The organism is Filomicrobium insigne (assembly GCF_900104305.1).
Lineage (GTDB): Bacteria > Pseudomonadota > Alphaproteobacteria > Rhizobiales > Hyphomicrobiaceae > Filomicrobium > Filomicrobium insigne.
In genome coordinates this window covers 228,724-254,998 of sequence record NZ_FNJC01000004.1, presented here as the reverse complement: position 1 = coordinate 254,998, position 26,275 = coordinate 228,724, and the positions used below count along the sequence as shown (strand labels likewise).

The following is a 26,275-nucleotide window of genomic DNA, read 5'->3' as shown; positions in this document are numbered from 1 at the left end:
TCAATCCGGTCAGCTTTTGTTAGTCCGGCTCGGCGCGTACGCCGCCACGAAGTCGTTGCCGGGCATATGCGGGAAGCCACGAAAATTCGCGGCGTTGAAAAACTTCTCCCGGCACGTAACGAGTGTCTTGTCGCAGCCCGCGCGGATGAGAAACGTGTGCCCCGGTTCGAGCGGTGCCCGTGCCGCAGTCCACAACTCGATCTGAATGCCGCTTCCCGGCTTGGAGTGCGATTTTACTTCTATCGACTGACCGCTCGCAGCTCCACTCGAGAAAGTCAGAAGCCCGCGAGTAAACCAACCGTTTGCGAAAAGTTCGAGCCCGCTAACGCTGAAGCGGCGAGGGCTGATGACCGTGACGACCTCACCCGCAGAAGTGTATTCCGCTGTGTCCAGAGCAACCTTGCAGCGATGATCTCCAAGATCGGCCCCACACGTGTATTGGAAAACCCTGCCTTTGGTCTGCTGCAGGTAATGCGCAAGCCCACGAACTTCGGCCGCAAAACCTATGCCCGCGCGGCGCACCTCTCCGAGGCTTCCCGAGCGCATCAGCACACGATTTTCCGGAGCCTCCCAATCGACCCGGAAAATCTCGACCTGCGCATCATCGTAGAGGCCAGCCGCCAGATCAGTCTCCGTCAGCCGTTCTGACGTTAGCGCACCCGTCACCTCTAAGTTATCGACGCTCAGCCCGACGGAGTCCCGTATTTCACTAGCCGTGAAGCCCGTAGCCGCCTCAAATACGGTCTCGTCGAAAAGAACGTTTCGATCATGATCTGTGAAGCCTTGCGTCACACCATCATGCCGTTTCAATCGCCAACACCAACACAGCGTCGTCACACCGCTGGTAAGCTTTGCAGCCAATCCCTCGGGCAGTTGCTTCATAGGCGGATCTCAACAACGGGAATGTTAGGGAGGGCTCCGTGCGTAAATCCCTGTACGTTGACTTCAAGCTTGTCGGTATCGAAACGGACCGGGACATCAAACGCGAACCCAGCCGACACAACCGCACCTGCCTCCGGTTCATAACCAGGCAAAAACGTCACGAGCCCACGCGTCGTATCAGCCGAGAACACCTCACCCTCAGCCACCGGCGTTCCATCGATCGCAACGAGCACGCTCTCAGCCACCGGCTTCTTGATCTCCCGAACCCACGGCGCATCCGCGCCACCATAAGTCTTGGTCAGCGGAAATACGGCGCGGGCACCGTCCCCCACACCAATCACCTGGTCCTCAGCGCTCGGCACCTGTCCGGGCGTACACGACTTCCAGTCGCTATGATCTCGCCAACGAAACCCGTAAAGCCGCCCACGCCGCTCTTCGAAGAAGGTGATCACCGCGTGCAGATCATCCAAGGAACGTACGCCGTATCCCGCATTAAAACTGCGCCGCGAATCCGCCCACCGGCTGTTGCGCTCTTCGAAGCCGGAACCCAGCACCACGACATCCGTCCGGCGTTCCGGTCCACCTTGCGCTCCCCGGGAAATCCCGCTGGGAAAGCGCACCTCATGAAACGACATAGCCAGTTAGCCCGCCCACCTAGAGATTGCGCTGCCCCATAGAGATCGCGCGCGCCATTGCAGCCGCCACCTGTGTCTGCGCGCGCTGAAAACTTTCCGCGTTCGGTGTCGTGACATTGACCACAACATTGATTCCCGCGCGGTCACCCTGTGCCACAACACCGAGTCGACCGTCCCGCCCCCTGGCCAACGGCATAATGGCTTCGGCGCCGGCTTCGCCAGCCAAGCCAACGCCACCTTTCACCGGAAATGTGAAAGGGCTTTGCACGACGCCGCCCTTGGCAAAGGGAACCGGCAAAGGGGTTGGTGCACCCCGGGCAACACCAAGTCCGCCCGCAAACAATCCCGAAACAAGTGATCCAAATCCCTGTTCGAGCGGTTTGAAAGCAGCTTTGAGAACGATGCCTGAGAGATCAGCCGTCAGCCCCCGCAACACCTCCCCCAGGCTACGCCCCTTGACCGCAATCCCCTCAAAAGCCTTGACCAGAGAATTCGAAAACCGCCGCCCGAGCGTTGACGCAACGTCCAACTCCTGACGCAGCGCCCGCGTGTCCGCATCCACCACAACCGTCCACGTCTCGAGCCCTTCATCGAAGTCACCCATGGATCAGTCCTTTCGATCTGGATATGCGCGCATCAGGTGGCCCAGATCTTCTCGCGAGAGCGCCGATAATCTTGAGCCACGGCCCAGACGGCCACGCAGCGCAGCTTCGAACTCACGCGGCGTCATTGCCCAGAGCTCAGCAGGCGCCAACCCAAGCAGGCCTAAGCCCACGGCCATCACCTCGTCCCAGGGAAAGGGACACCCGCAATCCCCTCCGCCTCCCGCTGAGGCTCCGGCTCTCCACTGGAAGAAGTCCCTTCAGAACCTCCGAACGTCACTGAAAGCAGCCGAGCGACGATGTCTACGAACCCCGCCGCACCGCCCTCCGCTTGCATCGAGGCAACCACCGCATCGGAAATATCGTAACCCACCCCTCGGAGCCCGGCCCCGATCACACGCTGGGCGTCTCTTGCCGAAATCCGCCCGCGTTCAAAACGCGATGCCAGCCCCACCATGTCATCATGCCCGAAAACCGCTTCCAATTCCGCAAGCGCGCCCAACGTCAGACACAGCGTGAAAGCCTTGCCATCCAGTTGCGCCTCGATCTCACCGCGATGCCGGTTCGCCATTCCAACTGCTCCTGTTGTCTCAAGCCGCCGCAAAATCGATTTCGCCGGCGCTTTCCAGCGACAGCTCAAAATTGACTTCCCCATCGTGGCGACCGTTGAACTCAAATGAGGTGATCTGGAACAGTCCGGTCATCGTGCCAAAATCCGGAATCACCACCTGCCAGGAGCGAATCGAGCCGTTAAAAAAATACGCCCGCACCGTCTCGTCTGAGGCTTCGTCTTTAAAAATCCCAGCGCCCGTCAGCCGGGCACTTTTAACACCCGCACCTGCAAGCAACTCACGCCAATGCCCAGCCGACTCCTGATGCGTGACGTCCACCGTCTCCGCGTTGAAAACGAGACTCCGCGTTCGCAATCCCGCAACCGTAACAAAGCTGCCCAACCCATCGCTATCGACCTTCAGCAACAGGTCTTTGCCCTTTTGAGCCGCCATTCGGATCGTCCTTTTTTAAAGTCGCACTCGGCACAACCAACTGGCCCGCAACGCACCTTCATCCCAACCGGCGTCATCACCGCGTCATGACGCAGGAATGCGTGCGGGCCAATGCTGTTTAAACCTCAGGCTCCGTGACAGCCCGGAACCGCACGATCCCTTGATAGGTCTCGCCATCCTCATCGCGTCGTACCTCCGACATCTCATGCCGGAGGTTTATGAGTCGGTGTCCGTCGAGAGTAAGAGGCCGCTCATGCAGTGCGGCTCGCACGACATCCATCACTTCAACCGTCTCTCGTCGTCCGCTATGCCGCGACCACACATGCAAAACGAATACATGTTCACGCCCCACCTCAGACCCGGTGCTCCAGTCCCGCTCAACCGTTGGGCCGAACGCGACGTAAGGAAACTCGGCTTCGCGCGGCACGTCATCGAAAACTTGGTTCGACCCGAGCCGCGCCGTAAGAGCCGCGTCACCCGACAGGGCGGCGTAAACAGCCTTTTGCAATGCCCATCCAGCACTCGCCATTAGGTCCTCACCCGCATCTCACGAAGGTTGAGGGAGAACCGACGAACACGCCGTCCACGCTTTGCAATGAGCCTGGCAATCCGCTCTTCCACCAGACGTCTGCGTGACGAGCGTGCTTTGCTGCTTAATCCACGCAGCGTCACGCCCACCTTCACAGATCCCGCTCCTCGCATAAGCACCGCAGAAACCGGCGACGTTCTTCGACATCCATGACGGCCCGTACGTCGAACAGCCGAGGCCCAAGGCGCAGCCGCATATCAGGAGCGACATCCGGGCGATAACGCATCCAGATCTCGTGGGAGACGTTCCCATTAACGGCATCGGCTTCGACGCGTTCGGTGCCTGTCAACGGCATCACGGCCGCCCAGACTTCAGCCACCATGTCCCATTCTTCTTCCGCACCGCCGCCACCATCCGTGACGCGCACAACACGTTCAATACCAACACGTTGCCGCAGGTCGCCAATGCGAACATCCCCACCTCGGGTCATACGCGCACCATTCGATAGGGCTTCAACAACCGGGAAACACTAGCCGGAATAGCCACCCCATCCGATCCGATTTCGATCGGGTCGCGGTGCTCATACCAATGGGCGACGAGTAACAGCAGCGCTTGGCGGATGGGTTCAGGCACATCCTCAAGCGCACCTCCATAGCCGGCTGTCAGATCGATCTCTATCCCGTTGCCGACGCGGGTCGGCTTAGGCCAGCCAGCAACTGTCGCGATCAAACGCGCTGGCGTTCCCGCAGTGTCGACCACGTAGCGGGCGGGATCGACCGTGGCGTGCCCTCCATCGGCATCGAACACACGCACTGCGTTCACTGACTGTAGAGGGCGAAGCGGCAACCGCACCGCTCCCGAACGCGGCCAGTGATCCAGAACCAACCGCCAATCCTGCGTTATCAACGCCACCCCAAGAGCCGCCTCGACATGCAGGCGCGACGTCAGGATTAGACTGGAGACGAGGGCATCCTCGCTATTTCCGTCAATGCGCAGATATCCCTTCGCCTCCTCAACCGAAACGGGTTCGGAAGCCGGGCCGCTTTGCAGGACGAGAGCCAATAGGTCACCTATTCTCGACAACCGCGTTTTGCCATTCCAGTTCAACGAACAGCCTGACAGCCGTCTTTAAAAAGAAAGCGGCAGGACCGCCGTATGTGGCGTGTCAGGCGGCCCTGCACTCTCCGGCAGCGGCAGAGGAGACCCGCTGGCGGAAACAAAAAAGGGCGCGACCCCAACGGCCAGCGCCCATCCCAATGAATCGTCGTGTCGCGGAATTCAGCGACTAGGCGCTGAACTGCAAAAGCTTGATCGCATCGAAATCTTGGATGCCACCGCCCACACGCTTCGTCGTATAAAACAACACGTAGGGCTTCGCGGAATAAGGGTCTCGCAGCACGCGAATACCCAGTCGGTCCACGATCAGATAGCCGCGCCTGAAATCGCCGAAGGCCACGGCAAGCGCATCCGCCGCGATATCCGGCATGTCCTCCGCCTCTGCCACGGGGAAGCCCAACAAGGAAGGAGCTTCACCAGGTCGCGCGCCCGGCTGCCACAGGTAATGACCATCGTTGTCTTTGAGCTTTCGGATCTCCGCCTGCGTTGACCGGTTCATGACGAAGTGAGCATTCGCCCGATAACCCGAACGCACCGCGTAAATGAGATCAATCAGAATGTCGCCAGGATTAGACGCAGCAAAGTCTCCGGCAACACCCGTCGTCAAAACACCGACCTTGCCCCATTCCCACGCAGCGTTGTCGACGGTCGTATAGCTGAGAAATCCTTTCGGCTTATTCACACCATCGCCGGCGACAAAGGCTTGGCCTTCCTGTTCCGCAAAGGCGATACGCACTTCTTCCGCCAGCCAGGCATCGATGTCGACGGCACTGTCATCGAGCAAGCTCGAAGTCGCCGCAGGCATTGCGTAAAGTTCCATCGTGGGAAACGACAGCTCTGCAAGCGTTGGCGTCGCCGTCTCAACGCGCGCTGCGGTCTCCCCGATCCAGCCCGTATCCGGACCCGATACAGCAAACGGTCGCTTGTAAATGGAGCCGGAAACCTGCCTCACACCGGAGATCGCCCGGATAGGAGAGATATCTTTCAGCGCGCGGTTGACCGCCGCTTCCGTTTCCTCCGGCACAAGATACCCACCATCCGGATCAGACCCCACGGAAAGCGCCTTGCCTTCAAGCTCTCGAAGTGTGCCGCTTTCCCCCTTCCGTACGTAGGTATCGAAAGCGTTCCTGTGCTCGATGGAGAGCGACGAACGGGCAACGCCACCCGATGCACCGAGCAGAGGACGTCGCGACTTCAGCGTCAAATCATCGAGCGCACGGTTGATGCGTTCAAGCTTGTCAGTGGTGACGACATCCGCCGAAACGCGTTTCTCGATGCTCTCCAGACGCTCATCGTTGGCAGCCTTGAAAGCTTCAAACGCCTGCATAAAGTCATCGAAAGCAATGGAGATGTCATCCGTTCCCTTCCGTTCAATATCATGTGTCGTAAACATGGTTACTTTCTTCCTGCTCGATCCGGTCAGTTGGTCCTCAAAAGACGCGCGGCAGCACTGATCCGTTCAGTGAGCCGCTGGCCTTCGCGACAGCCTCCGCCCGCATCCCGCAAGGATCGGAAACCTGTGAAGCCGCTACGCATGAGCGCGCGCGCTTCTGAACGCGTGAGCCCAGCATCCCGCGTGAGCCAACGTTCGAAATCTCGTTCCGTAGGATCACCCACCGGTAGCGATCCGGCTTTAACGCGTGAAACCCGCGCCTCCGGAAGCATCGGAAACGTGACCACCGATATCTCCCAAAGGTCGACCTTCTCGATACGGCGTATCCCATTGCGTGGATCACGACGTGCCTTGAGTGCACGAAACCCAATAGACAAGCCGTCCAGTGCACCCGCACGCATCAACGACGCGACCTCGCGCGCCCGCGCGACCTCGTCCGTGAGCTGCCCTTTGGCAAAAAGCCCACGGGCATCCTCGCGCAGCTCTGTCCAGATCCCGATGGGTTGATTAGCATCGTGCTGAAACAGCAGCTTGACGCCCCCCGCCCCCTTCTGACGCAAGCTCTCAGCAAAGGCGCCGACGGCAATCACATCGCGACCGAGATCCTCCCGCTCGAACAGGCTCGCATATCCGGAAAAACACCCTTGGGCATCGACGCCCTTGAAATCGAGCGACAAGAATTTCGCTTCCAAGCCAGCCTCCCGAACTTGTCCAGCTTCACTCATACGCGCCGTCACCATCAGGGGCCGTCCCGTAGCCAACCGCTGCGCGCTTTTCGTCACGCGTGAGAAAACTTGCTCCCTCCACGCGTGACCACAGAGCTTCACGCTCAGTCGACAATGCTTCGATCTGATCGAGATCAGGGCGCAACTCGAGCCCGCCTCCGAAGGAAGGACCTAACCACGCTGACATGGCCTTCGCGGTCCGGTGCACCATGGGCAACACCGTCTGCCGCCAGAACGACCGGTTGGCTTCCTGATAGTTTGAGTAGGTATTGTCGCCAGGAATACCGAGCAGCATCGGCGGCACACCCAGCGCAAGGGCGATTTCACGCGCAGCCGCGTTCTTCGCCTCGATGAAATCCATCTCCTTCGGGCTAAGGCTGAGCGGTTTCCAGTCAAGCCCGCCCTCGAGTAGCAGAGGCCGCCCGGCATGGCTGGCGCCTTGAAACCCACCCTCGAACTCAGCCTTGAGACGATCATATTGTTCGCCCGTCAGATGACCGTCGCGCGCCGCGTAGATGAGCGCACCGGAAGGTCGTGCGGCATTGTCCAAGAGCGCCTTGTTCCACTTTGCCGCCTCGTTATGAATATCGATCGCGGAGGCAGCCGCCTCAATTGGGCTCATCCCATAATGATCGTTCGTCGGATGGAACAACCTGACATGCAGAATGGGACGTATGCCGCCCTCCAAATCCTGCTGAAATCGAACCGTTCGCCCGTCCGCAGTGTATTCATAGGCTTCCGGCCACCCATCACTACCGGGCACGACCTTCATGCGATCAGGCCGCAACACAAACAGCTCGCGGATCTCACGCCCGACCGCGACCGCTTCGGCATACACGTTGCCGGCCACCAACAAGTGTCCGTACCAGGACTCGAACAAATCGACACCGGTCTGCTCAAGCCCCGGTCTCGCAATCAAATCCAGCAGCGGATGTTCGCTAAGCTCGATGTCGCCGTCGTAAAGCAGCAACGGAACGGAGGCAGCAGCTTCGGCGATCATGCGGACCGATCGATAGACGATCGCGTTCTGTCCATAGCCCTCGCGAGCAAAGGTTGCATAATCCCGCGGACTCCACACGGCACGCCCCGGGCCGCCAACCGCGATCAGCGCACCAGTCGCACTAGCCTTCGCCGCGCCAGGATCTGACCGCAGACTGGGCAACAGCCATCGCGCCAGCGCCTGCATCATGCGCGCCATGCGAACCATCCATCGGTTTGTGTTTCGAAAATTAGAACGTCAAAGCAGTCGAACCGCTGGCCCTGCTGTCTCAGGTTCCATCAGGTCGCTCAACGCCCACACCAGGGCATCAAGCCGATCAGGACTGCGACCACGCCCCCAGGCATTCGTCCCAAACAGACACATTTCGTCTTCCAACGCAGTCAACGCCCCAACGTGGGCAACGCGGCCTTCGGCATAAAGAGCAGCCACGGGCTCAGCGCGAAGCCATTTGCCGCGCGTCGCACGCACCTTGCGGACAGGGCATTGCGGATCAACGTGACGGAGTACGCTCGCCACCAAATCCCCGCCCTGATTGACCTCCGCCACCACGCGATCTGCGTCGAAGTCCTTCTTCGCGGCAATTGCTGCCCGTGCCCAGACCGCAGGCTCGCGTCCTTGAATACTGCGATCGGCAAGCACGTAATAGCGCCGATCCAATCCTTCTCCCGCAACCACGATTCCGCAGGCATCCGACTGAACGGTCGCCGTAACCGGCGGATCAACCGCGACGACGATCCTTTTCAACGGTGGCGGACTGGCAACTCTCTGTTCCTCAATCCAATCGCGGCGCCATAGTCCTCCGCCGTCGTCCGCGATGATCTCTCCAAACAGCTCCTGCCGCCCGAGAACGCTTCCGCCGTAGCGACGCATCATCTCTGCAACAAACGAGGGCGCGAGATTGCCCGCGTTGTCCGCAGTGGTCGAGCGGCTGACAACTGTCGACGCATCCTCCATCAGCCGTTCCAAAATTGGCACACGCCGCGGCGTCGTGGTCGCCACCACCTGTGGTCGCTCACCAAGACGTAGGCCGAATTGCAGCATGTCCCAGGTTTCGTCCGCAGTCCGCCACTTCGCGATTTCGTCACACCACGCCGCATCGAACTGCGGCCCACGTAGCCCCTCAGGATTTTCGGCCGAAAACATCTGCGCCACAGCACCGTTCGACCAAGTAAGTTGTAGCCTCGACGTTTCAAAACTTGGCCGCTCCCCGGCCCCATGAACCGAAAGTATTCCCGAAACGCCTTCGACCATGACATTGCGAACTTCGCCGATTGTCTCACCGACCAAAGCAATGCGTTGCGCAGGCTTCGATCCCACCGGACCAAGCCCCAGCGCTTTTGCCCTCACCCACTCAGCACCTGCCCGCGTCTTGCCCGCCCCGCGCCCACCAAGAATAAGCCAGACGCGCCAAGGCACTCCATCTTCCCCAACTACAGGTGGAAGTTGATCATCACGCGCCCAGACTTGCCAATCGCGGTGGAGTACCGCGACCTGATCATCGCTTAGGAGGCCGAGATCCCGCTCCAGGGTTCCCCGCTCCATTGAGGCGTTCAAGGCGCTTCGCAATCTCTTCGCGCATGCGCTCCGCATCGGCGGAACTGATACGCTCCGGTGCGGCGGGTTTACGGCTACGTTCGATGTCGGTTGCAAACGCCGTCACCTTTTCGAAGCTTCGAATCATCACCCCAAGTTCCCGCGTCTCTCGCGCGCTTTCCGCCGCGGAGACTTCTCGTCCAGAGCCCATCCGGGCCTCCAATCGTTTAAGGTTTTCGTCAATGGCCCGATAAAGCCGCTGGATCATTGCCACGTGACTGATTTTGCGATCGTCACGGCCGCGCGGCTTAGCTCCACAAACTTTGCCCGCAGCGCGTTTGCCCTTGGCCTGTTTCACACGCCGCGATGACCGGCGCGTCCAGCCTTCCTTCCGGGCGCGTCTGTAGATCCTATCTGCCGAAACCGCACACCGTGTCGCGAGCGCCGCCACTGTTTCCAGTCCAGCCTCGTAGGCACGCCTGATCTCGGCCCAATTCGCGTCTGCGATGGGCATCGAGCCTCTTCAATGGTCAGTGATATTATATTTCGGCCGGAACGATCTTTCTATGATCGCCGTAAGGATCTCGAGACCCTTTACCAGCCATACCCAAATACTATTCGAGCAGCGCGACGGTGGGGATAAGTATCGAAATTCATTCTTCTTCAAAATCCGCGATAATATACCTGTGCATGCTGTAGGCGTTGACCGTACCTTCTGGGCGCGCCCAACCGCGCACCGAAATTCCAGCCTGATGCACCGTCTCAATCGTCCCCGAAACCAAGGGATGCCACCAAGCCAAGTCGCGTCCCTCCGCAACCCGCCGATAGGCGCAACTTCCCGGAAGCCAATCCAGCTTGCGGATCATTTCCGGTGAAATCGAAATGCAATCGTGCACGGCGTCATGTCGACGCTCATAATCCGCACACCTGCAGTTGCCGACATCAAGCAGGCGGCATGACAATCGCGTGAGGTGTACCTCGCCGGTATCCTCGTCCTCAAGCTTAAGAAGGCAGCAGCGTCCACAGCCATCGCACAAAGCCTCCCATTCGTCCTGAGACAATTCTTCAAGCGATTTCGTGCGCCAGAACGGCTCTGACATCTTGTCTCCTTATTGCCTCAGCATCCGCTATGCTCGCCTGGCATACCGGGTGCCGAACCATATTTGCGACCTCTTATTGCGCAAACTTGATAGCTGGCTCTGGCACCTTGCGTCGAGCTGAGTTAATTCAGTGCGATCAGTACCAAACTACGCACCGTCAAATCGACAGGGCAACATGCCGTGAGCGACTGGTTTTTCAAGCAGGGCGGACGCGACCGCATCATAGATTGGCTCAGCATCGATTCGAAGATCGATTCGATGATGTCCGAAACCTGGGTCCGCATTTGCGATTCCTGGAATTCGGCGTCGAGCTTCTTTGCGCGCTTCCGGCTTACGGGATGGAAACGCCTCTTCAACGAATTGGCCTGCGAGTGCCTGACCCTGGCAACCGGCGGTTTTATTCTACTTTACGCTCTGGCTCTCCCGGCCTTCATGGAATTTAGTGAGGAAAGCTTCCTCACCGGCCAATACTCCGTAAAGTTCCTCGACCGAGATGGCAACGAAATCGGCAAGCGCGGCATCCTGCACAATGACGCAGTTCCACTCGAAGAAATCCCAGACCCGGTCATCAAGGCAACCTTGGCGACGGAAGACCGGCGCTTCTTCGAGCATTTCGGTGTCGACTTCCAGGGCACTCTCCGCGCGCTGATCGAAAACCTGCGTGCGGACGCCGTCGTACAGGGCGGTTCGACGCTTACGCAGCAGCTCGCCAAAAACCTCTTTCTTTCGCCGGAACGCTCAATCCAGCGCAAACTGAAGGAAGTGTTCCTCGCGTTCCTATTGGAATCCCGCTTCACCAAACGCGAAATTCTCAAGCTCTATCTCGATCGAGCTTACATGGGCGGTGGTGCTTTCGGCGTGGAAGCCGCCTCGCAATTTTACTTCGGCAAATCCGTCCGTGACGTAAACTTGGCCGAGGCTGCTCTCCTCGGTGGTCTGTTCAAAGCTCCGACCAGCTACGCGCCACACATCAACCTGGCTGCATCGCGCGCGCGCACCAACGAGGTCCTTTCAAATTTGGTGGAAGCCGGCTTCTACACGGCGGGCCAAGTTTACGATGCTCGGCTTCATCCCGCGAAGATCGTTGAACACAACGATCCTTCGAGCCCGGACTGGTTCCTCGACTGGGCCTTCGAAGAAGTTCAGCGCATAGCCAAGGGCAAAGGTGAATTTGTCCTGACGGCCCGCACGACAGTGGATCTCAATTTGCAACGCGCTGCGGAAGAGGCTCTGACCTCCACGATCCGCCGCGAAGGCAGGCACAATCGGGTCAAGTCCGGCGCCCTAGTCTCGATGGAAACGGATGGAGCAGTCCGCGCCATTGTTGGTGGCGTAGATTACGGCGCAAGCCAGTTCAATCGTGCAACAGCCGCACGTCGCCAACCCGGCTCATCCTTCAAGCCTTATGTCTATTTGCTAGCACTGGAAAACGGCTACAAACCCAACACAATGGTTCGCGACAGCTCCCGCAGCTGCGGAAACTGGACACCGAAAAACTACAGCGGCGGATATGGTAGCGGTCGGCGCGTTCCCCTGTCCTACGCCCTGGCAAAATCTTACAACACCACCGCCGTCGATCTGTCGCTGAAGTTCGGCCGCGACAATCTTCTTGAAGTTGTAAACCGCCTCGGTGTTACGGGCGTTACCAAAAGTTGCTCGATGGCGCTCGGCGATGGCGGCGTAACGGTACTAGAACACACGGGCGGCTACGCCACTTTTGCCAATGGCGGACGCTTAGTCCGGCCCTACGGTATTTTAGAAATCGTCAACTCACGCGGCGAACTCGTTTACTCGCGCGAACGCGACGAACCCGAACCGCCGCGCGTCATTGAACAGTCAGTTGCGGAAGACTTGAATCGAATGTTGCAAGAGGTCGTCGAAGCCGGAACCGGTGGACGCGCACGCCTCGATTTCACAAACGCGGTCGGTAAGACGGGCACGAGCTCAAGCTATCGCGATGCTTGGTTCATGGGCTTCACCGGAAAATACGTCACCGGTGTATGGCTGGGTAACGACGATTTCCGCCCGACAAACCGCGTCACCGGCGGCAGCCTTCCTGCAGAAACGTGGCACGCCTACATGTCGGTGGCCCATACAGACATGAATATCCCGACAATTCCTGGTCTGCGGCCCCACCCAGTTCAAGTGGCTGAACGCCAACGTTTGGCTGAACTCGCCAGCGCTGAGGGCAGCTTTGCAAACAGTGATGCCCAGAAGCCGTCCAACACGGCGAGCCTCATGCCGGGCAAAACACGGGACGTACTGAAGCAGGTAAGCACAGCAATGCGCAAAGCCAGTGGCCAGGAGCCTGCGGAGGGTCCTCCCGGCGAAAAAGAAGCCCAGCCAAAATCTGACCTCGGGCGACGCGCCGAGGCGGGGGCTCCGTTGAGGTCCCGGCCATGAAATATAAAATCGAACGAGCCAGAGAGGCCTGATAAAACACTTCACGAGCAACCCGCGTCACACTTCGAGCCACGCACACAACGCTTAGCCCCACCTCCGAGCCCACATGCCGTTCGCCCTTCACAAGATCAAGAAGACCACGCTGACAGTCATCAACAAACTGTCGGACTGGGCGATGTTCATCGGCATAGTCCTGATCGGTGGGCTGACGTCGAGCTGGTACATGGTGAGCGCCGGCTCGAACCTGACCACGCGAAGCGTAGGGCCCTGGGTCACGTGGACGGCTGAAGGCCGCGCTGATGCAGATCCGTACACACGAGCCCACTTCGCACGATCCGGCACGCTAAACTTGTCGACCGAACTCGCAGGCACCTACGTCGCCAGCCATGACAGTGACGGGATGCGCCTGCATTCTTCATGCGAATACAGCATCAAGGGACAAGAGATAGACGCCCGCTGGTGGAGTATCACTGTCTTCGACGATAACGGCCGCCTGATCCCGAACCCCGCAGCGCGTTATTCCTTCACAAGCGATACCGTAGCCGTGGGGCCTGACAATACCTTCACCGTAACATTGGCCCGTGATGCACGGCCAGGAAACTGGCTTCCAACCGGTGGCGGTGGCCGCCTGACACTTATTCTGGCTGTCGTGGAAGGCGCCACGTCCATTGTAGACGGAGAAGCCGCCGACCTTACCCTTCCCTCAATTAAGCGCATGGCCTGCCGATGATCATGCGCATTCTGAAAAGATTGGCAAAGCTCGGGCGCCCCAATCTGCGCGTGATTTTGGCCGCTCTGTGCGCCATAGGCATTCTGCACATCATCGCAACCTTGACGGCACCTCTCTTCAACGTCTCGACAGCCTACGCCCGGCTGGAGCCCGTTCTACCAGTCAACAAGATAAAGATACTTCCACCTGTAACACCTGAAGCGCAGCCGCTGCCGTTCCTGACGCCCGACGTTCGTTACGCCATGTGCCGCTACGATGCCACGGCGGGTCCGGTCACGGTTACAGCCGTGCTACCTGGGCGCGGGTGGTCCCTCGCTTTGCACACACCCGACGGTGACAACGTCTATTCTGCCACGGGCCGAGATGACCGCAGCACCACGCTGCGCCTTCGTATCGTGCCCACTGAAGACCGCTTTTTTGGAATGTCTCCCGAGGCCCTTGGCAGACCTCGCCCTACAGCGCGCACGCAAACCGTGGAAAGCTCGCGCGGAATAGCCATCATCAGAGCACCGGATAAAGGTGAGGCTTACAACCACCTTATCGAAGCCGACCTACGTCGCGCCCGCTGCAGCTGGGAGCCGTTCTAAAATCAGCCAAGCAAACGGCCCCGGTTTAGGCCGTCGCGTCTTTCTCATTACTACAAGCGTTGGAACCGTCCTCATGGACAGCTTTATTCTGTGCTTCCAACTCTGCGTATCTAACGCCTGTGAAGAGCACTACTTCACCGGTCGTGCATAAATCATCCAGATCTATGCTGTCGGTTCGTACAGTCCTCGCCTTTGGAAACTCGATCACGGTGCCCATAGCACCCCCCGGAATTAGTCGCCACACGAGCGATAGAACACGCCATCGCTACGTCGCACAGGGTGCTTCCGGGCTTGTCGCACCACCAGGATGCTCCCACTTTCGAAGATTAGGGCAATGATTCCCTTAACCGAAGCTTAAGCGTAACACACACCGACGACAATCAATCTTCAGCAAGCCAATCTTCGAGAAAATGTCGCCCCTCACGATCCTCAACCTCAATAACCCAAATGTCCGGATCGAAGCTGATTTCACGTGCTACGTACGCGTCGATATCCTCGTCTGGTTTGGGATCCTGACCCAGCCGGAGGGACCATCGGCGTTCAATCTCTGCTGTCTCTAACCCTGCAGCAGCCGGACCAAATAACGTCGATGTCCCGTCGAGACGATTGATGCGAATAAAAATACTCCCTGCAGCGTCATCACCCCGCCGGACGACAAATGCCGCCCCCCCGGAAGCTCCGCAGCGCCGGATATAGGCCTTCACCCAGATTTCAGATTTTAATCGCATCGCGCCGCCAAACTAGGCCCCCCGCGCTAGTGCTGCGAGGCGACACGAGCCCGCAGCTTGTCTACAGCCACCGATCCGTGATCGAGCTTACTAACCTGAGCAAGTTGCGCCATAAGCCGTCCCGAAACTCGGCCCGTTACAGGGAGCTTATAGTAGGCCTCAAATTCACGGATAGCTTTTTGGGTCTCAAGGCTGGGAAGACCGTTTGCTTCGAGTTTATAACCGAGTAACGCAAGCGACCGCTGCGCCGCCGCGATAACCTCGCGCGCATCTCGCGAGACCTCGGCAGAGGCAGGCATCGCATCTACCATAGGAGCGTTTCTCGCGACACCGAACAAGAGCTGCTGCAGAAGCTCCGAACGTACACGTCCGGTCAGAGGCAACCCCGCATCGCTCTCAAAGGCCAAGATAGCTGCACGTGCTTCAAGGCCGGAAAAATCCCCCTCACCAGGCGCATACCCACGCAGTCCCAATTCGCGGCGTACCGCACCTTCAAGATCCGGTGCTTTCTCGCCGTTCAATACCGCCGGTTCCGCCTTGGACACATCAGCCTTCTCCGGCACCGTAGCCGTCTCAACAGGGGCAGCTGCTTTGGTAGCCGGACCGATTGCTCGCCGGCCAATAGGTTGCAACGCCATCACGTTGGCGGTCACCGTCGCGGCCAACACGACAAACACGAGTAACCCAATCTTGACCATATTTGCCGGCACTACCCCCTCCAGCGATCAATTCTACGCTCAAATCTCTTTCACGGCAGACTATTGGGGAGCCTGTGAAGGCGACGTTAACCAGCGAGCTGCTGAGCTAGATCGCGAACGCATATCCGTTAACAGAAGCATAATCAAAGCTTTGCAATTCAACACAAATTGCATCGCCCTCGCGAGCGGTTCTGCAGCTTTCCTCCGCTATTGTACAAGCTGACGAACGACGCCCGCATCTCACTGCCGCCCTCACCAGGGGAGCCTTGAGACCCTGACCGGATTTCGCGGCGTTCGAGACGAGTAAATTTGTAGACTGGAGGGGGAGTTCCCCATGAGACTACTGCTGATCCTGGCTCTGATCGTGATCTTCGTGCCGCGCGACGGCATTGATCGCGAACGGCTATTGGAGCGCGTCGGTGAGGCTTACGATTGGACGTCACAGACTTGCGTGCGCGACCCGCATCTGTGCGATCAGGCCATGTCCACGTGGGATAACGTGTACGTTAAAGGCGGGCAGGCCTTGGCCATGATGGAAGGCGCGGTTCGCCGCAATCTTGCCGCCAGCAACCTGGGCCGTATGCCGGAAGATGGCCAGCTTGATCACTACGCTATATCTTCTCTTGAGCGAGGCACGCTGACCCCCAGCGACCGCCTTCCGGCCTGGCGGGGCCACGAGCTCACAAACTAGACGCCGAGAGAGGTCATCGCTCGCAAGAGCGCGCACGCGCGAGAAGGAACGCCTTCTCGCGGGAATTGCGGGTCAGAACCGCAGCGCGCTCAAATTCGGTCTTGGCCTCTCCTAACCGCCCCGCACGGAAGAGAAAGTCACCCCGGGCCGCCGGCAAAGGGGCATAGCCACCCAACGCCTCCGCCTGTTCAATCGCATCCAGCAGCACCAATCCGGCCTCAGGGCCAAACGCCATGCTATGCGCAACCGCCCTATTCAGATCGACCACGGGTGATGGCATGACCTCACGCAGCGTGTCGTAAAGTGAGCAAATCCGCTCCCAGTCGGTCTCCTCAACCCTACGAGCCCGCGCATGACAAGCGGCAAGCGCTGCCTGCAGCGTATAGGGCGAATGTGCACCTCCAAGCGCCTGAGCGCGCTCCAATGCAGCGAGCCCTCGCCGGATCAAAAGTTGATCCCAGCGCGCGCGGTTCTGTTCATTCAATGTCAGAAGCGAACCATCCGTCGCTGTGCGGGCTCCCAGACGCGATGCCTGAATTTCCATAAGAGCAAGCAGACCGAAGACTTCCGCCTCATTTGAAAGAGCGGCGGCAAGGATACGGCCAAGACGCTGAGCCTCCGTACACAAGGCCGGACGGATCAAATCCTCCCCGGCGGTCGCCGCATAACCCTCATTGAAAATGAGGTAGATAACCTCCAAGACCGAAGCCAGCCGTTCCTGAAGGGCCGCCCCGCGCGGCACCTCAAAAGTTAGACCCGCCTTCCCGATCGTCTTCTTCGCCCGGACGATCCGCTGCGCCACAGTCGCTTCACTCGAAAGGAAGGCACGGGCAATCTCATCCGTCGAAAGCCCGCCGATCAGCCGCAGCGTGAGAGCCGCGCGCGCCTGAGCCGATAAAATCGGGTGGCATGCGGTGAAGATCAGCCCTAAGAGTTCATCGCCAAGATCATCGTCCATGGCGGTCTCGATCTTTTCTATGCTCGTGTCGCGAACGTTCTCCTGATCTCGTCCAATCTCCGCATGTTTGCGCTCCAGCATCTTGTCGCGGCGAAATCCGTCGATGGCTCGGCGTTTCGCTGCAGCCATCAACCACGCTCCGGGCTTTACGGGCACACCGGTTTTCGGCCATTCCACCAGCGCGGCCACAAGCGCTTCCTGAGCCAGCTCTTCTGCACGATCCACATCGCGCACAATCCGCACGAGCCCGGCAATAAGCCGGGCCTGCTCGATACGCCAGATGGCGTCAATGCTCGCTTGAACGTCGGTAGCAGTCATGGCTACCGACTATCGCAACTCACCGCATCCAGGCAACTTTTCGCCTAATGGACTGAAGAGGTTTCCCTATTCCGAGGCAATTTGGCGAATTTCACACTCACCTTCCCGTTCCGGCCAATGCTCCAGATGCAGAGCCAGAAGGCGTTTGGCCCAATCAATCGCCTCTTCCTTGCTCTTCAACTCAAACATGGCATATCCCCCAATAACCTCTCTGGCCTCTGCAAATGGGCCATCGGTCACACTCAATTTGCCATTGGAGAGACGGACACGAGCGCCCATCTGGCTCGGCATTAGCCCACCCACATTGATGACGATACCCGCCTTCGTCGCCTCCTCTACGAGACCACCGACCGCTTCCATCAGCACCATGGGCGGCGGCCCTTGGTGCTCCGCAGACTTGACCATCGATAGGAATTTCATCGTCACTCATCCTTCTGCATCCGGTTATGAGCCGACATTTGCGGTTTTAACGCGGGAGAATTAGGCCGGCTCTGCCGTAACGTCGAACGAGCAACACCCGGATCGACACGATGGATGTTTTTTCCTCGAGCGATTTTTTTTCCGACGGTGGAGTGCCCACCCACCGTGCTTAATGTGCCGCGCCACCGGCAGCCGCCTTCGGCTTGCTGACCAGAAGCGAAAGCAACGCGAGGCCGGCAAAGAGCAGCGTCAGCAGCAAAAACACATCGGAAAAGGCCATGACGACACCTTGCTGATGCGTGATCTGCATCAGCTGCTTGAGCGCCATGGCATGCGCATCGCTACCGAAAGAGTGAAAACGCTCCGTCAGCATGTTGAGCGTCTCTTCTACGACTGGCCGCGACCAGGTGATCGACTCGTGCAAACGCGCCAAGTGGAGATCCGTGCGATCATTCAAGACCGTCGTCAGTCCCGCAAGACCTACGGCACCACCAAGGTTGCGCATCAAGTTGAACAGGCCCGAAGCATTCTTCACCCGCTCAGGCGGCAGAGTGCCAAGCGCGATGTCGTTGATCGGAATGATTGACAGCATCAGCCCAACGCCACGGAAGATCTGCGGCCATAAAAGCTCATAGAAATCCCAATCGCTGGTCAGATACGTCATCCACCACGTGCCAACCGCGAAAAACAGAAAGCCCACCATCAGCATCAAGCGCTTGTCGACTACCGGCATCAACCGCCCGGCCACCGGAGCAGTGAGGAACATGGCCAAACCGGACACAAACATCGTCTCGCCAATCATGAGTGCGTCATACCCACGGATCTGGCCGAGGTAGATGGGATAGAGATACGTCAACCCATAAAGACCGATGCCAAGCACAAACGAGAAGAGCGAGCCCACTGCGAAGTTGCGGTTTTGGAAGGACGACAGATCGACGATGGGCGTGCGCGCTGTCAAAACCCGCACAAAGAACGCAATCGCCGAAAGCCCGGAAACCCACGCCATAACGAGAACGGCATCGTCACCGAACCAGTCATTGCGCGGCCCCTCTTCCAGAACATATTGGAGGCCGCCTAGGAACCCAGCCATAAACAACAAGCCAAACCAGTCGAAAGTATTGAAGAGACTGAAATCGGGCTCATCGAAATCAATGAGAGCCAATGCGGCGATCGCCACACAGATACCCGGAATAACGTTGATGAAGAACAACCAGTGCCATGACAGGATATTGGTGAGGTAACCTCCCACCGTCGGACCGATCGTCGGTGCCAATGTCGCAACCAACCCGATCAACGGTACAATCACATTCATGCGCGACCGCGGAAAAATCAGGTAGGCTGAGGCGAAAACCGTCGGGATCATACCGCCGCCGATGAACCCCTGAATGGCGCGCCATATGATCATCTCGTTGATAGAGGTCGAAAGCCCGCACATGAGGCTGGCAGCCGCAAAGCCTCCCGCAGAAACGGCGAACAGGATGCGCGTCCCCAGCGCGCGAGACAGGAACCCCGACAACGGGATCATCACCACTTCGGCGATGAGGTACGCTGTCTGAACCCAGGTGATCTCATTACTGCTCGCTGCGAGACCAGCCTGGATCTCCGTCAGCGACGCCGAAACGATCTGGATGTCCAGGATCGCCATGAACATCCCGAATACCATTGTCAGGAACGCGATGAGCCGGCGCGGATCTATGCGATCGTCAGCAATCTCTGAAGATATTCCGTTCGTATCGGCCATGGCATGGCTCGCTTATCTCTCACACTTACTTGACGCTTTGAACTGCAGCGACAGAGGCCCCCTCGGTCGCGCCTGGCTTCGCATCCACCGTTACGACGACCGACATACCGGGCCGCAAAAGCTCATGCTTCTTGTCCGAGACCGGCACACGGATCCGCACCGGGATGCGCTGTACGATTTTGGTGAAGTTGCCTGTCGCATTATCCGGCGGCAGTAGGGAGAAGACCGAGCCTGAAGCCGGCGCCACACTCACAACGCTGCCCTTGAGGTCATGATCAGGAAGCGCGTCCACTGACACGGTGACCGGCTGCCCCGGACGCAGATCGGCAAGCTGCGTCTCCTTGAAATTCGCATCGATATAGACGTCATCCAGTGGCACCAGCGCCGCGAGACGCTGCCCCGGCTGCACGTAGTCGCCCACCTGCATGGCGCGGTTTCCGATCACGCCATCAATCGGCGCGCGAATTACAGTGAAGGACAGATCCCGCTCAGCCTTGGCCAGTGCGGTCTGCTGTTGCTTGAGTGTCCGCTCGGCTTCCTGCTGCTGCGCCTTGAGCACAGCCACATTGGTCTCCGCCGCCGTCACACCGGCCTTCGCCCCTTCCACAGCCGCCGCCGTCTGATCACGGTTCGCCTGCGCCTGCTCCAGCGCCTGCCGGCTGGCATAATCACGATTTGCGAGTTGCTGCTGACGCACCAATTCAAGTTCGGCTTGTTTGGCTGCGGCGTTGGCGGAAATAAGCTGAGCCTTGGCCTGTGAAACTGCTGCGTCCTGGGCGTCCACTTGCTTGCCGATCCGCGCGATCGCAGCTTGCTGGATCGCCACGTTATCGCGGGCGGACTGAACCGCCAGCTTGTAGTCACCGTCATCGATACGCGCGATCACCTCACCCGGATGCACCTCCTGGTTATCGCGAACATCAATGGAAGAAATGTAGCCTGAAACCTTGGCCGCCAGCGTCGCCGTGTGCGCGCCCACATAAGCGTCATCGGTCGAAACGAGGAAACGGCCCGTCGTCCACCAGTAATGTCCATACCAGCCGCCAGCGCCCAGCGCGATCAACGCAACCGCAACAATCACAAGCCGCCGCAGCCGATGCCGCTTGGCTGGCGCAGGCGGAGAAGCCTCCGCGTCGGGCTTCGCCCCCGGCGCATCTTGAGGCGCCTTCTCCGCCTCGCGGCTCTCAGGGTCTGCAGGCGGGGGCACAACACGCGGCCCCTTCGCTTCGACAGTCAGGGACGAAGGCGTGAAATCCGGCTCCGAGACCGGCACATCGCCGTCCTCGAAAGACTTTAGCTCATTGTTATCACGAACCTTTAGCATATATTCGTCTGCTTAAATCATGATTGACCGAACCGTTCAGTCATGGCTTGACTTAGCCATCTTATACGCCTACGTCAATACTGACTGAACGGTTCGGTCATCACACTCACCTCCGGAGCGATCACAAAATGTCGAGCAAGGTCACCGACGCACCGGCCGTCGAAGAAAGCGCCAAGCGACGGCAGATCATGGAAGGCGCGCGACAGCTCTTCCTGACCCACGGCTTCGATGCGGCCAGCATGGGCGAAATCGCGCGCGTCGCGGGCGTGTCGAAGGGCACGCTCTATGTCTACTTCGAAAATAAGGAGAGCTTGTTCGAAGCCATCGTCGAGGACGAGCGCGCTGGCCAGGCGCAGCAGGTCTTCGCCCTGGATGCCAGCGATCACAACGTCGAAGCCGTTCTCACGCGCCTCGGCGACGCCTACGTCCGCTTCCTCTGCCAGCCCTCCGCCATGTCAGCACTGCGCACTGTCATCGGCATCGCCGAGCGCATGCCGGAAATCGGCCGCAAGTTCTACGAGTTCGGCCCCCAATATGGGATCCAGCGCCTCTCGCAATACCTTGAGGCTCAGGTGAAAGCCGGTGTCGTCGCCATTGACGACTGCGAGGTTGCCGCCGCGCAGTTCCTGGATTCCTGCCAGTCGACGATGTTCAAGCCGGTCCTGTTCGCCGCCGCCCCCGCACCAAGCGACGAACGCATCGCCCACGTGATCGGCATCGCCGTGCGCACGTTCATGGCATCCTACGGCAAGCGGTAAAAGCTCAACGCATCACGTTGCGCCCCAGCCACTTGCCCACAGTCAGAAACGGCAACCTGGCACAGATCCTATTGCCGGAAGCAAGTCCTCCGCCCAAGGAAGATATGTTCGTCAGCGTCCGGAGGATTTCCAGGTTATGCTTTTCCGAAAGAGTTTCGCCGCAGTCGTTCTCATCGCATTCACCGTTGCCGGCTGCGCACAGCAGCCCAAGCTCACGGCAGATGAACTCGCAAAACTCCAAGGCGGGCGGACGACGGTCGTCGCCTACTTCCAATGCGCGCCGATCAACTACCTCACCGGCGGCAAGATCATGACCTACACGCCGACGATCAGGGTCGACGGCAAGGAAGTCGGCAAAATCGAATACTGCGGGCACACACGCTTCACCGTCGACTCCGGCCAGCGTCAACTGGTAATCAGCAATCCCAACGCGGTCTTTAATCCGGACGGGCCTTCAATGACAGAGATCTTCCGTCCGGGCGCGACCCAGTATCTCTCGATCCAACAGGACGGCTACCACGTCATCACCCATCACTGGGTGACGAAGGCGGATGCCGACACCGGCATCGCCGCCCTGGACAAGATCAAGCCGGTCTTCTGATCCGCGTTGCCCTCCCGCGCCGCCGTGTTACAGCTAGGCGCATGTCATCTGAGCCCGCCGCCATCCGCCGCCTCGGCCCCGCCGATCTCCCCCTCTTCCGCAAGATGAACGCCTTGTTCGGCGAGGCCTTCGCGGAGCCCGACACCTATGGCGCCGCACCACCAGACGATACCTACGTCACGACCCTGCTCGCCAAGGAGCATGTCGTGGCCCTCGTCGCACTTGCCGGCGAAGACGTCGTTGGCGCCCTCGTCGGCTACGAACTCGAAAAGTTCGAGCAGGCGCGCCGCGAGCTCTACATTTACGATCTCGCCGTCCACGAAGCCCATCGCCGCCGGGGCATCGCCACCGCTCTCATTGAACACCTGCGCACCCACGCCGCCGAACGCGCCGCTTGGGTCATCTACGTCCAGGCCGACCATATCGACGCCCCGGCCATCGCGCTTTACACAAAACTCGGCATCCGCGAGGACGTCCTGCACTTCGACATCGCGGTGGAGAAAAAGCCAAGCCCGGGAACAGCCGGGTCCGAATGAGGTGTCACCATGCCCGCAAGCCCACACGTTGAAATCACCTACTGCCGGTTATGCGGCTGGGGCCTGCGCGCCTCCTGGATGGCGCAGGAGCTTCTGACCACGTTCGCCGAAGACCTGGGCTCCGTGACCCTCACGCCGGACACGACCGGCGGTGTCTTCGAGGTGCGTCTTGACGGCGACGTCATCTGGTCACGAAAGGCGGAAGGCCGCTTTCCGGAGACGAAGGAACTCAAGCAGCGCGTCCGCGATCTGATCGCTCCCGACCGCAGCCTCGGCCATTCCGATACGCCCTAACCGAACCATATGTCATACCGGGGCTCGTCCCCGGTATCCAAGGTCCAGCAGGCTCCGTGGTAGCGGTGGAGCACAACCAGCGAACGGACACCCCAGCCGAGAGTTGGGTCCCGGTAACTTCGTTCCAGCCACGCCACCGGCAACAAGTGCCGGGACGACGGTAGGGGATGTACGGCAGTTGCGCTCGGAACTTCGACAACATGTCATCCCGGGACTCGTGCCGGAGGCGCGGCAAACAAGTGTTCGCGGGATCCAAGGCTCAGCCGTCGCCGACGCAAGGGTGAAGCACAACAGCACAGCGGCCTCCCCAGCCGAGAGTTGGATCCCGGCAATAAATGCCGGGATGACGGTAGGGAATGTGTCATCCCGTGACCTGTGCCGGGACGACGGTAGAGGGTCTGGCGGATGTTGCACTCGGAACCCCGACAACATGTCATCCCGGGACTCGTGCCGGAGGCGCGGCAAACAAGTGTTCGCGGGATCCAAGGCTCAGCCGTCGCCGACGCAAGGGTGAAGCACAACAGCACAGCGGCCTCCCCAGCCGAGAGTTGGATCCCGGCAATAAATGCCGGGATGACGGTAGGGAATGTGTCATCCCGTGGCTCGTGCCGGAGGCGCGGCAAAAGAAAATGTCCACGGGATCCAAGGTTCAGCGTGCGCGGCGGCAGCAGTGGAGCACAACCGGCGAACGGAAGCCCCAGTAGCACCTTGGGTCCCGCCAGCAAGTGCCGGGACGACACGAGAAGGCACGCCTACCTCATAAACGGAAACACCGCCCGCACCCGCGCATCGCGCAGCCACAGTCCGCCCCACATGACCAGCCCCAGATAGACAGGCTGAACAGCCAGTTAAACACTAAAAAAGTGGCTGAAGAGCGGGCTCTCCGCGCGGATCTGCGTCGCCATCGCGCCGCCGAGCAGCCCCATCATCAGCACCGTGCCGAGCACACGAGAGGCTTCCGGAAAAGTGGGAACCGGTTTTCCGATAAGAAGCACGGAAAAAACCGGTCCGCGGGATGAGGTAGAGCACGACGCAAACAAGCTCGATGGTCCCGATCATGAACGCGTAGCCCGGAGGCCTGCCGAGCTGCGCCATCGTCTCTTCCGCAATCGGCATCTGCGCCAGCTTCGGCGTGACGGACGCCCCCAGCATAAACAGGGCGAAAAGACCGGACAGCCCCCACCCCACCCAAAGCATCGCGCGCGTACTCATCGTGGTCTCCTGGAGATGTGGCTAAAGGTAGAGGTGTATACGGATTGTTTGGTATTTGGATGGTGACAAAGCCGGAGCAGGGCTGACTGATTAAATTCGGCTACTGCGTTGTCAATCAGCCGAATTTGTTCTCACGGGACTTCTGCCGCTGAAAACGTTCTGCAACCAGCTCAAAAAGCCGTTGAAATCTGTCGGCAGATTCACTTGGCATGACCTCCTCTGGATCCACCGCCATTTTGCTCAAGAAAAGCCGTGCAGCACGCGTCTTGTTAAACTCCTTGCCCACGGTCGAAAATGCCGTCTCAAAGCGCTTCACGATTCGCGGAATGTTTGAGTTCAAGGCAAGTGTAGTTCCCTTCAATTCTGACTTGTAAGCCTCGCGCACCAAAGCCTCATAGACACTCGGGTTTAGCAGGTCTTCAATATCTGCTTCTGCCGGCGCATCTGATGAATACAGCTCCGTTGTGAAGATGACGCTGTCCTGCCGGATCAATTTGCCCTTAACCAATTCCTCGCTCGTGTTGCGAGCCTGTTTCTCATCATCAAGCAGCACAAGCACGTTTAGCTGCTGAGATGCCAGAAGAGCGACCATATACGAAATCTTCTGAGCTCCTCCCGCTGGGGTTAGCGCAACTTCCGGAGGGAGCGCCGGTCGATTCTTGTCACGCAAATACTCCGACACTGCCGAAACAATCCAAAAATCGGTAACTCCCTCAACGACGAGATTCGCCGGACCTACAAAGAGACTTTGAGCCAAGGTATAGCCAAGGGCCGTCTGCAAGGGGAACAGAGTACGAGCATCACCGGTTGGATCGTTTGTAACAGTCGTGCCTGTGTCAGCAGCGATTTTGACGGTTCTGACTGCATCCAAATTGTCTGTTGGCACCATAAATGGAGAGTGAGTCGTATAGATTACTTGGTTTGGAATATCTCCGGTGAGGTACTTTAATAAATCACCTTGAGAGGCCGCGTGAAGATATAGACCAGGCTCATCTAAGAGCAGGATAGCATCTTCTGCTGGGCCGCCCTTTGTGTCAGCCGCGAATGTCACAAAAAACGAAAAAAACCATTTAAATCCGCGACTTCTATCGTCTAGGTTTACCTCCACATCATAGACGGCATTCGGATCGGAAATAAGGGTGTCGAGATGCTGAGCGTCCGCACGAACCCGAAACGTCTAATGACGCACAAATGCTGGGAGACCGCTCTTAAATTCAACGCCCAGCTTGCTTAGTGACTGAACCCGTCGCCAACGGAGAGGCCCCAGCCACAGAGCTAGCGACCGCGCTGTACTGGGCTCGCTTGGCTTCCGCCTCCTCTTCCTTGACCATGGCATAGCCTCTTTGCGCCATGCAGCCGGCATAGACATCGCCCGCCGCTTGCGCTTGATCGAGGCTTTCGGCAATTCCGGCAACACCACCATAGTAATGCTTGGTCTTGGATAGGTTGGCCTTCTGCGTCTCACCTCGACAGATGGTGTGATCTGCTTCGTAGCCATGTGCCAACACTGGGCTTTCTGTAATTCTCTGACCATCCATGCGAACGGGTACGAGTTTCGGCCCCGCACATGCTGCAACTACTGTCCCGACAATAACGATTGAAATAATGCGCTTCATAAATCCCTCCCCTCGGCGCTTTTCCAGCGCCGGGCCAAAACATATTGGAGCAATTGAAAGCGCACCGATTCGCACGGCGCGGTCAAACTAGGGCGTGCTCGGATGAATTATTTCTGTTGAGGAATTTTGCTCGGCTCAAGT

At 58.9% G+C, this 26,275-nt stretch carries 32 protein-coding genes; 8 read left to right on the top strand and 24 right to left on the bottom strand.

Annotation, left to right across the window (positions count from 1 at the left end; translation table 11 throughout):
• Nucleotides 1–9 precede the first annotated feature (9 nt).
• From BLS30_RS14910 to BLS30_RS14840, 15 genes are all read right to left on the bottom strand, one after another.
• The gene (locus BLS30_RS14910) at nt 10–882 is read right to left on the bottom strand and encodes a DUF2163 domain-containing protein (protein WP_046478369.1); all 873 of its coding nucleotides are present in this window, start codon (nt 880–882) and stop codon (nt 10–12) included.
• A complete protein-coding gene (locus BLS30_RS14905) occupies nt 879–1,517 on the bottom strand; it encodes a DUF2460 domain-containing protein (protein WP_046478368.1) in 639 nt (212 codons plus the stop codon). The genes BLS30_RS14910 and BLS30_RS14905 overlap by 4 nt, the downstream gene beginning before the upstream one ends.
• A gap of 19 nt (nt 1,518–1,536) precedes the next feature.
• On the bottom strand, nt 1,537–2,121 hold the full coding sequence (locus BLS30_RS14900) for a phage tail tape measure protein (RefSeq protein ID WP_046478367.1): 585 nt from the start codon (nt 2,119–2,121) through the stop codon (nt 1,537–1,539).
• A gap of 3 nt (nt 2,122–2,124) precedes the next feature.
• Nucleotides 2,125–2,298 carry a phage tail assembly chaperone gene (locus tag BLS30_RS14895; protein ID WP_076605319.1) on the bottom strand — a complete coding sequence of 58 codons (174 nt, stop codon included), beginning with the start codon at nt 2,296–2,298 and terminating at the stop codon, nt 2,125–2,127.
• The gene (locus BLS30_RS14890) at nt 2,298–2,690 is read right to left on the bottom strand and encodes a gene transfer agent family protein (protein ID WP_090229927.1); all 393 of its coding nucleotides are present in this window, start codon (nt 2,688–2,690) and stop codon (nt 2,298–2,300) included. Before BLS30_RS14890 ends, BLS30_RS14895 begins: the two co-directional genes overlap by 1 nt.
• A 19-nt stretch (nt 2,691–2,709) precedes the next feature.
• Nucleotides 2,710–3,123: a phage major tail protein, TP901-1 family gene (locus BLS30_RS14885; RefSeq protein ID WP_090229924.1), complete on the bottom strand. Its 414-nt coding sequence runs from the start codon at nt 3,121–3,123 to the stop codon at nt 2,710–2,712.
• A 118-nt stretch (nt 3,124–3,241) separates the two neighbouring features.
• Nucleotides 3,242–3,652, bottom strand: a complete 411-nt coding sequence (locus tag BLS30_RS14880; protein ID WP_046478364.1) for a DUF3168 domain-containing protein — start codon at nt 3,650–3,652, stop codon at nt 3,242–3,244.
• A 151-nt stretch (nt 3,653–3,803) separates the two neighbouring features.
• On the bottom strand, nt 3,804–4,142 hold the full coding sequence (locus BLS30_RS14875) for a phage head closure protein (protein ID WP_046478363.1): 339 nt from the start codon (nt 4,140–4,142) through the stop codon (nt 3,804–3,806).
• Nucleotides 4,139–4,735: a head-tail connector protein gene (locus BLS30_RS14870; RefSeq protein WP_244512463.1), complete on the bottom strand. Its 597-nt coding sequence runs from the start codon at nt 4,733–4,735 to the stop codon at nt 4,139–4,141. Before BLS30_RS14870 ends, BLS30_RS14875 begins: the two co-directional genes overlap by 4 nt.
• Nucleotides 4,736–4,937: 202 nt before the next feature.
• On the bottom strand, nt 4,938–6,161 hold the full coding sequence (locus BLS30_RS14865) for a phage major capsid protein (protein ID WP_090229920.1): 1,224 nt from the start codon (nt 6,159–6,161) through the stop codon (nt 4,938–4,940).
• A 26-nt stretch (nt 6,162–6,187) separates the two neighbouring features.
• The gene (locus BLS30_RS14860; RefSeq protein WP_244464906.1) at nt 6,188–6,901 is read right to left on the bottom strand and encodes an HK97 family phage prohead protease; all 714 of its coding nucleotides are present in this window, start codon (nt 6,899–6,901) and stop codon (nt 6,188–6,190) included.
• Nucleotides 6,879–8,075, bottom strand: coding sequence for a phage portal protein (locus BLS30_RS14855; RefSeq protein ID WP_244512485.1), 1,197 nt, complete (start codon nt 8,073–8,075; stop codon nt 6,879–6,881). Before BLS30_RS14855 ends, BLS30_RS14860 begins: the two co-directional genes overlap by 23 nt.
• Before the next feature lie 48 nt (nt 8,076–8,123).
• Nucleotides 8,124–9,428 (bottom strand): DNA-packaging protein, encoded by a 1,305-nt coding sequence (locus tag BLS30_RS14850; protein ID WP_046478360.1) that lies wholly within the window; start codon nt 9,426–9,428, stop codon nt 8,124–8,126.
• On the bottom strand, nt 9,382–9,933 hold the full coding sequence (locus BLS30_RS14845; RefSeq protein WP_046478359.1) for a hypothetical protein: 552 nt from the start codon (nt 9,931–9,933) through the stop codon (nt 9,382–9,384). The genes BLS30_RS14850 and BLS30_RS14845 overlap by 47 nt, the downstream gene beginning before the upstream one ends.
• A 139-nt stretch (nt 9,934–10,072) precedes the next feature.
• Nucleotides 10,073–10,519 (bottom strand): YcgN family cysteine cluster protein, encoded by a 447-nt coding sequence (locus BLS30_RS14840; RefSeq protein WP_046478358.1) that lies wholly within the window; start codon nt 10,517–10,519, stop codon nt 10,073–10,075.
• Between the two features lie 180 nt (nt 10,520–10,699).
• Between BLS30_RS14840 and BLS30_RS14835 the strand changes: the two genes are divergently transcribed.
• From BLS30_RS14835 to BLS30_RS14825, 3 genes are all read left to right on the top strand, one after another.
• On the top strand, nt 10,700–12,922 hold the full coding sequence (locus tag BLS30_RS14835) for a transglycosylase domain-containing protein (RefSeq protein WP_076605318.1): 2,223 nt from the start codon (nt 10,700–10,702) through the stop codon (nt 12,920–12,922).
• A gap of 106 nt (nt 12,923–13,028) precedes the next feature.
• The gene (locus tag BLS30_RS14830) at nt 13,029–13,652 is read left to right on the top strand and encodes a DUF1214 domain-containing protein (RefSeq protein ID WP_052744009.1); all 624 of its coding nucleotides are present in this window, start codon (nt 13,029–13,031) and stop codon (nt 13,650–13,652) included.
• 2 nt (nt 13,653–13,654) lie between these two features.
• Nucleotides 13,655–14,239 (top strand): DUF1254 domain-containing protein, encoded by a 585-nt coding sequence (locus BLS30_RS14825; protein WP_046478357.1) that lies wholly within the window; start codon nt 13,655–13,657, stop codon nt 14,237–14,239.
• A gap of 380 nt (nt 14,240–14,619) precedes the next feature.
• On the opposite strand, the gene BLS30_RS14815 is transcribed toward BLS30_RS14825, so the two are convergent.
• Nucleotides 14,620–14,967: a DUF1491 family protein gene (locus BLS30_RS14815; protein WP_046478355.1), complete on the bottom strand. Its 348-nt coding sequence runs from the start codon at nt 14,965–14,967 to the stop codon at nt 14,620–14,622.
• Between the two features lie 26 nt (nt 14,968–14,993).
• Nucleotides 14,994–15,677, bottom strand: coding sequence for a peptidoglycan-binding domain-containing protein (locus tag BLS30_RS14810; protein ID WP_139165367.1), 684 nt, complete (start codon nt 15,675–15,677; stop codon nt 14,994–14,996).
• 322 nt (nt 15,678–15,999) lie between these two features.
• Here BLS30_RS14810 and BLS30_RS14805 point away from each other — a divergent pair, with 322 nt between their 5' ends.
• On the top strand, nt 16,000–16,356 hold the full coding sequence (locus BLS30_RS14805; RefSeq protein WP_046478353.1) for a hypothetical protein: 357 nt from the start codon (nt 16,000–16,002) through the stop codon (nt 16,354–16,356).
• Between the two features lie 13 nt (nt 16,357–16,369).
• Here the strand turns inward: BLS30_RS14805 and BLS30_RS14800 are convergent, their stop codons facing one another.
• From BLS30_RS14800 to BLS30_RS14785, 4 genes are all read right to left on the bottom strand, one after another.
• Nucleotides 16,370–17,632: an RNA polymerase sigma factor gene (locus tag BLS30_RS14800; RefSeq protein WP_090229914.1), complete on the bottom strand. Its 1,263-nt coding sequence runs from the start codon at nt 17,630–17,632 to the stop codon at nt 16,370–16,372.
• 66 nt (nt 17,633–17,698) lie between these two features.
• Nucleotides 17,699–18,052: a YciI family protein gene (locus BLS30_RS14795; RefSeq protein ID WP_090229912.1), complete on the bottom strand. Its 354-nt coding sequence runs from the start codon at nt 18,050–18,052 to the stop codon at nt 17,699–17,701.
• Nucleotides 18,053–18,221: 169 nt separating this feature from the next.
• Nucleotides 18,222–19,793, bottom strand: a complete 1,572-nt coding sequence (locus BLS30_RS14790; RefSeq protein ID WP_046478350.1) for a DHA2 family efflux MFS transporter permease subunit — start codon at nt 19,791–19,793, stop codon at nt 18,222–18,224.
• A 25-nt stretch (nt 19,794–19,818) separates the two neighbouring features.
• On the bottom strand, nt 19,819–21,117 hold the full coding sequence (locus BLS30_RS14785) for an HlyD family secretion protein (protein WP_082101175.1): 1,299 nt from the start codon (nt 21,115–21,117) through the stop codon (nt 19,819–19,821).
• Nucleotides 21,118–21,245: 128 nt separating this feature from the next.
• On the opposite strand from BLS30_RS14785, the gene BLS30_RS14780 reads away from it, so the two are divergent.
• The 4 genes from BLS30_RS14780 (at nt 21,246) to BLS30_RS14765 (ending at nt 23,306) form a co-directional block, all read left to right on the top strand.
• Complete coding sequence (locus BLS30_RS14780; protein WP_046478349.1) at nt 21,246–21,875, top strand: TetR/AcrR family transcriptional regulator; 630 nt, start codon at nt 21,246–21,248, stop codon at nt 21,873–21,875.
• A gap of 136 nt (nt 21,876–22,011) precedes the next feature.
• Nucleotides 22,012–22,476, top strand: a complete 465-nt coding sequence (locus BLS30_RS14775) for a hypothetical protein (RefSeq protein WP_090229909.1) — start codon at nt 22,012–22,014, stop codon at nt 22,474–22,476.
• A gap of 41 nt (nt 22,477–22,517) precedes the next feature.
• Nucleotides 22,518–23,012 (top strand): AAC(3)-I family aminoglycoside N-acetyltransferase, encoded by a 495-nt coding sequence (locus BLS30_RS14770; RefSeq protein WP_090229907.1) that lies wholly within the window; start codon nt 22,518–22,520, stop codon nt 23,010–23,012.
• A 9-nt stretch (nt 23,013–23,021) separates the two neighbouring features.
• Nucleotides 23,022–23,306, top strand: coding sequence for an Rdx family protein (locus BLS30_RS14765; protein ID WP_090229904.1), 285 nt, complete (start codon nt 23,022–23,024; stop codon nt 23,304–23,306).
• An 855-nt stretch (nt 23,307–24,161) separates the two neighbouring features.
• Here BLS30_RS14765 and BLS30_RS14760 read toward each other — a convergent pair.
• The 3 genes from BLS30_RS14760 to BLS30_RS14750 all read right to left on the bottom strand — a co-directional run bounded on the left by BLS30_RS14760 (nt 24,162) and on the right by BLS30_RS14750 (nt 26,134).
• Nucleotides 24,162–24,518: a DoxX family protein gene (locus BLS30_RS14760; protein ID WP_244512462.1), complete on the bottom strand. Its 357-nt coding sequence runs from the start codon at nt 24,516–24,518 to the stop codon at nt 24,162–24,164.
• Nucleotides 24,519–24,633: 115 nt separating this feature from the next.
• The gene (locus tag BLS30_RS14755; protein WP_210184047.1) at nt 24,634–25,626 is read right to left on the bottom strand and encodes an ATP-dependent nuclease; all 993 of its coding nucleotides are present in this window, start codon (nt 25,624–25,626) and stop codon (nt 24,634–24,636) included.
• 106 nt (nt 25,627–25,732) lie between these two features.
• Nucleotides 25,733–26,134, bottom strand: a complete 402-nt coding sequence (locus tag BLS30_RS14750) for a hypothetical protein (protein WP_090229899.1) — start codon at nt 26,132–26,134, stop codon at nt 25,733–25,735.
• Nucleotides 26,135–26,275 lie beyond the last annotated feature (141 nt).

Excerpts from the sequence above, each read along its gene's own strand:
- BLS30_RS14910 (WP_046478369.1), bottom strand. The coding sequence starts at position 882 with ATGAAGCAACTGCCCGAGGGATTGGCTGCAAAGCTTACCAGCGGTGTG.
- BLS30_RS14905 (WP_046478368.1), bottom strand. The coding sequence starts at position 1,517 with ATGTCGTTTCATGAGGTGCGCTTTCCCAGCGGGATTTCCCGGGGAGCG.
- BLS30_RS14900 (WP_046478367.1), bottom strand. The coding sequence starts at position 2,121 with ATGGGTGACTTCGATGAAGGGCTCGAGACGTGGACGGTTGTGGTGGAT.
- BLS30_RS14895 (WP_076605319.1), bottom strand. The coding sequence starts at position 2,298 with ATGGCCGTGGGCTTAGGCCTGCTTGGGTTGGCGCCTGCTGAGCTCTGG.
- BLS30_RS14890 (WP_090229927.1), bottom strand. The coding sequence starts at position 2,690 with ATGGCGAACCGGCATCGCGGTGAGATCGAGGCGCAACTGGATGGCAAG.
- BLS30_RS14885 (WP_090229924.1), bottom strand. The coding sequence starts at position 3,123 with ATGGCGGCTCAAAAGGGCAAAGACCTGTTGCTGAAGGTCGATAGCGAT.
- BLS30_RS14880 (WP_046478364.1), bottom strand. The coding sequence starts at position 3,652 with ATGGCGAGTGCTGGATGGGCATTGCAAAAGGCTGTTTACGCCGCCCTG.
- BLS30_RS14875 (WP_046478363.1), bottom strand. The coding sequence starts at position 4,142 with ATGACCCGAGGTGGGGATGTTCGCATTGGCGACCTGCGGCAACGTGTT.
- BLS30_RS14865 (WP_090229920.1), bottom strand. The coding sequence starts at position 6,161 with ATGTTTACGACACATGATATTGAACGGAAGGGAACGGATGACATCTCC.
- BLS30_RS14860 (WP_244464906.1), bottom strand. The coding sequence starts at position 6,901 with ATGGTGACGGCGCGTATGAGTGAAGCTGGACAAGTTCGGGAGGCTGGC.
- BLS30_RS14855 (WP_244512485.1), bottom strand. The coding sequence starts at position 8,075 with ATGATGCAGGCGCTGGCGCGATGGCTGTTGCCCAGTCTGCGGTCAGAT.
- BLS30_RS14850 (WP_046478360.1), bottom strand. The coding sequence starts at position 9,428 with ATGGAGCGGGGAACCCTGGAGCGGGATCTCGGCCTCCTAAGCGATGAT.
- BLS30_RS14845 (WP_046478359.1), bottom strand. The coding sequence starts at position 9,933 with ATGCCCATCGCAGACGCGAATTGGGCCGAGATCAGGCGTGCCTACGAG.
- BLS30_RS14840 (WP_046478358.1), bottom strand. The coding sequence starts at position 10,519 with ATGTCAGAGCCGTTCTGGCGCACGAAATCGCTTGAAGAATTGTCTCAG.
- BLS30_RS14830 (WP_052744009.1), top strand. The coding sequence starts at position 13,029 with ATGCCGTTCGCCCTTCACAAGATCAAGAAGACCACGCTGACAGTCATC.
- BLS30_RS14825 (WP_046478357.1), top strand. The coding sequence starts at position 13,655 with ATGCGCATTCTGAAAAGATTGGCAAAGCTCGGGCGCCCCAATCTGCGC.
- BLS30_RS14815 (WP_046478355.1), bottom strand. The coding sequence starts at position 14,967 with ATGCGATTAAAATCTGAAATCTGGGTGAAGGCCTATATCCGGCGCTGC.
- BLS30_RS14805 (WP_046478353.1), top strand. The coding sequence starts at position 16,000 with ATGAGACTACTGCTGATCCTGGCTCTGATCGTGATCTTCGTGCCGCGC.
- BLS30_RS14800 (WP_090229914.1), bottom strand. The coding sequence starts at position 17,632 with ATGACTGCTACCGACGTTCAAGCGAGCATTGACGCCATCTGGCGTATC.
- BLS30_RS14795 (WP_090229912.1), bottom strand. The coding sequence starts at position 18,052 with ATGAAATTCCTATCGATGGTCAAGTCTGCGGAGCACCAAGGGCCGCCG.
- BLS30_RS14790 (WP_046478350.1), bottom strand. The coding sequence starts at position 19,793 with ATGGCCGATACGAACGGAATATCTTCAGAGATTGCTGACGATCGCATA.
- BLS30_RS14785 (WP_082101175.1), bottom strand. The coding sequence starts at position 21,117 with ATGCTAAAGGTTCGTGATAACAATGAGCTAAAGTCTTTCGAGGACGGC.
- BLS30_RS14780 (WP_046478349.1), top strand. The coding sequence starts at position 21,246 with ATGTCGAGCAAGGTCACCGACGCACCGGCCGTCGAAGAAAGCGCCAAG.
- BLS30_RS14775 (WP_090229909.1), top strand. The coding sequence starts at position 22,012 with ATGCTTTTCCGAAAGAGTTTCGCCGCAGTCGTTCTCATCGCATTCACC.
- BLS30_RS14770 (WP_090229907.1), top strand. The coding sequence starts at position 22,518 with ATGTCATCTGAGCCCGCCGCCATCCGCCGCCTCGGCCCCGCCGATCTC.
- BLS30_RS14765 (WP_090229904.1), top strand. The coding sequence starts at position 23,022 with ATGCCCGCAAGCCCACACGTTGAAATCACCTACTGCCGGTTATGCGGC.
- BLS30_RS14760 (WP_244512462.1), bottom strand. The coding sequence starts at position 24,518 with ATGAGTACGCGCGCGATGCTTTGGGTGGGGTGGGGGCTGTCCGGTCTT.
- BLS30_RS14750 (WP_090229899.1), bottom strand. The coding sequence starts at position 26,134 with ATGAAGCGCATTATTTCAATCGTTATTGTCGGGACAGTAGTTGCAGCA.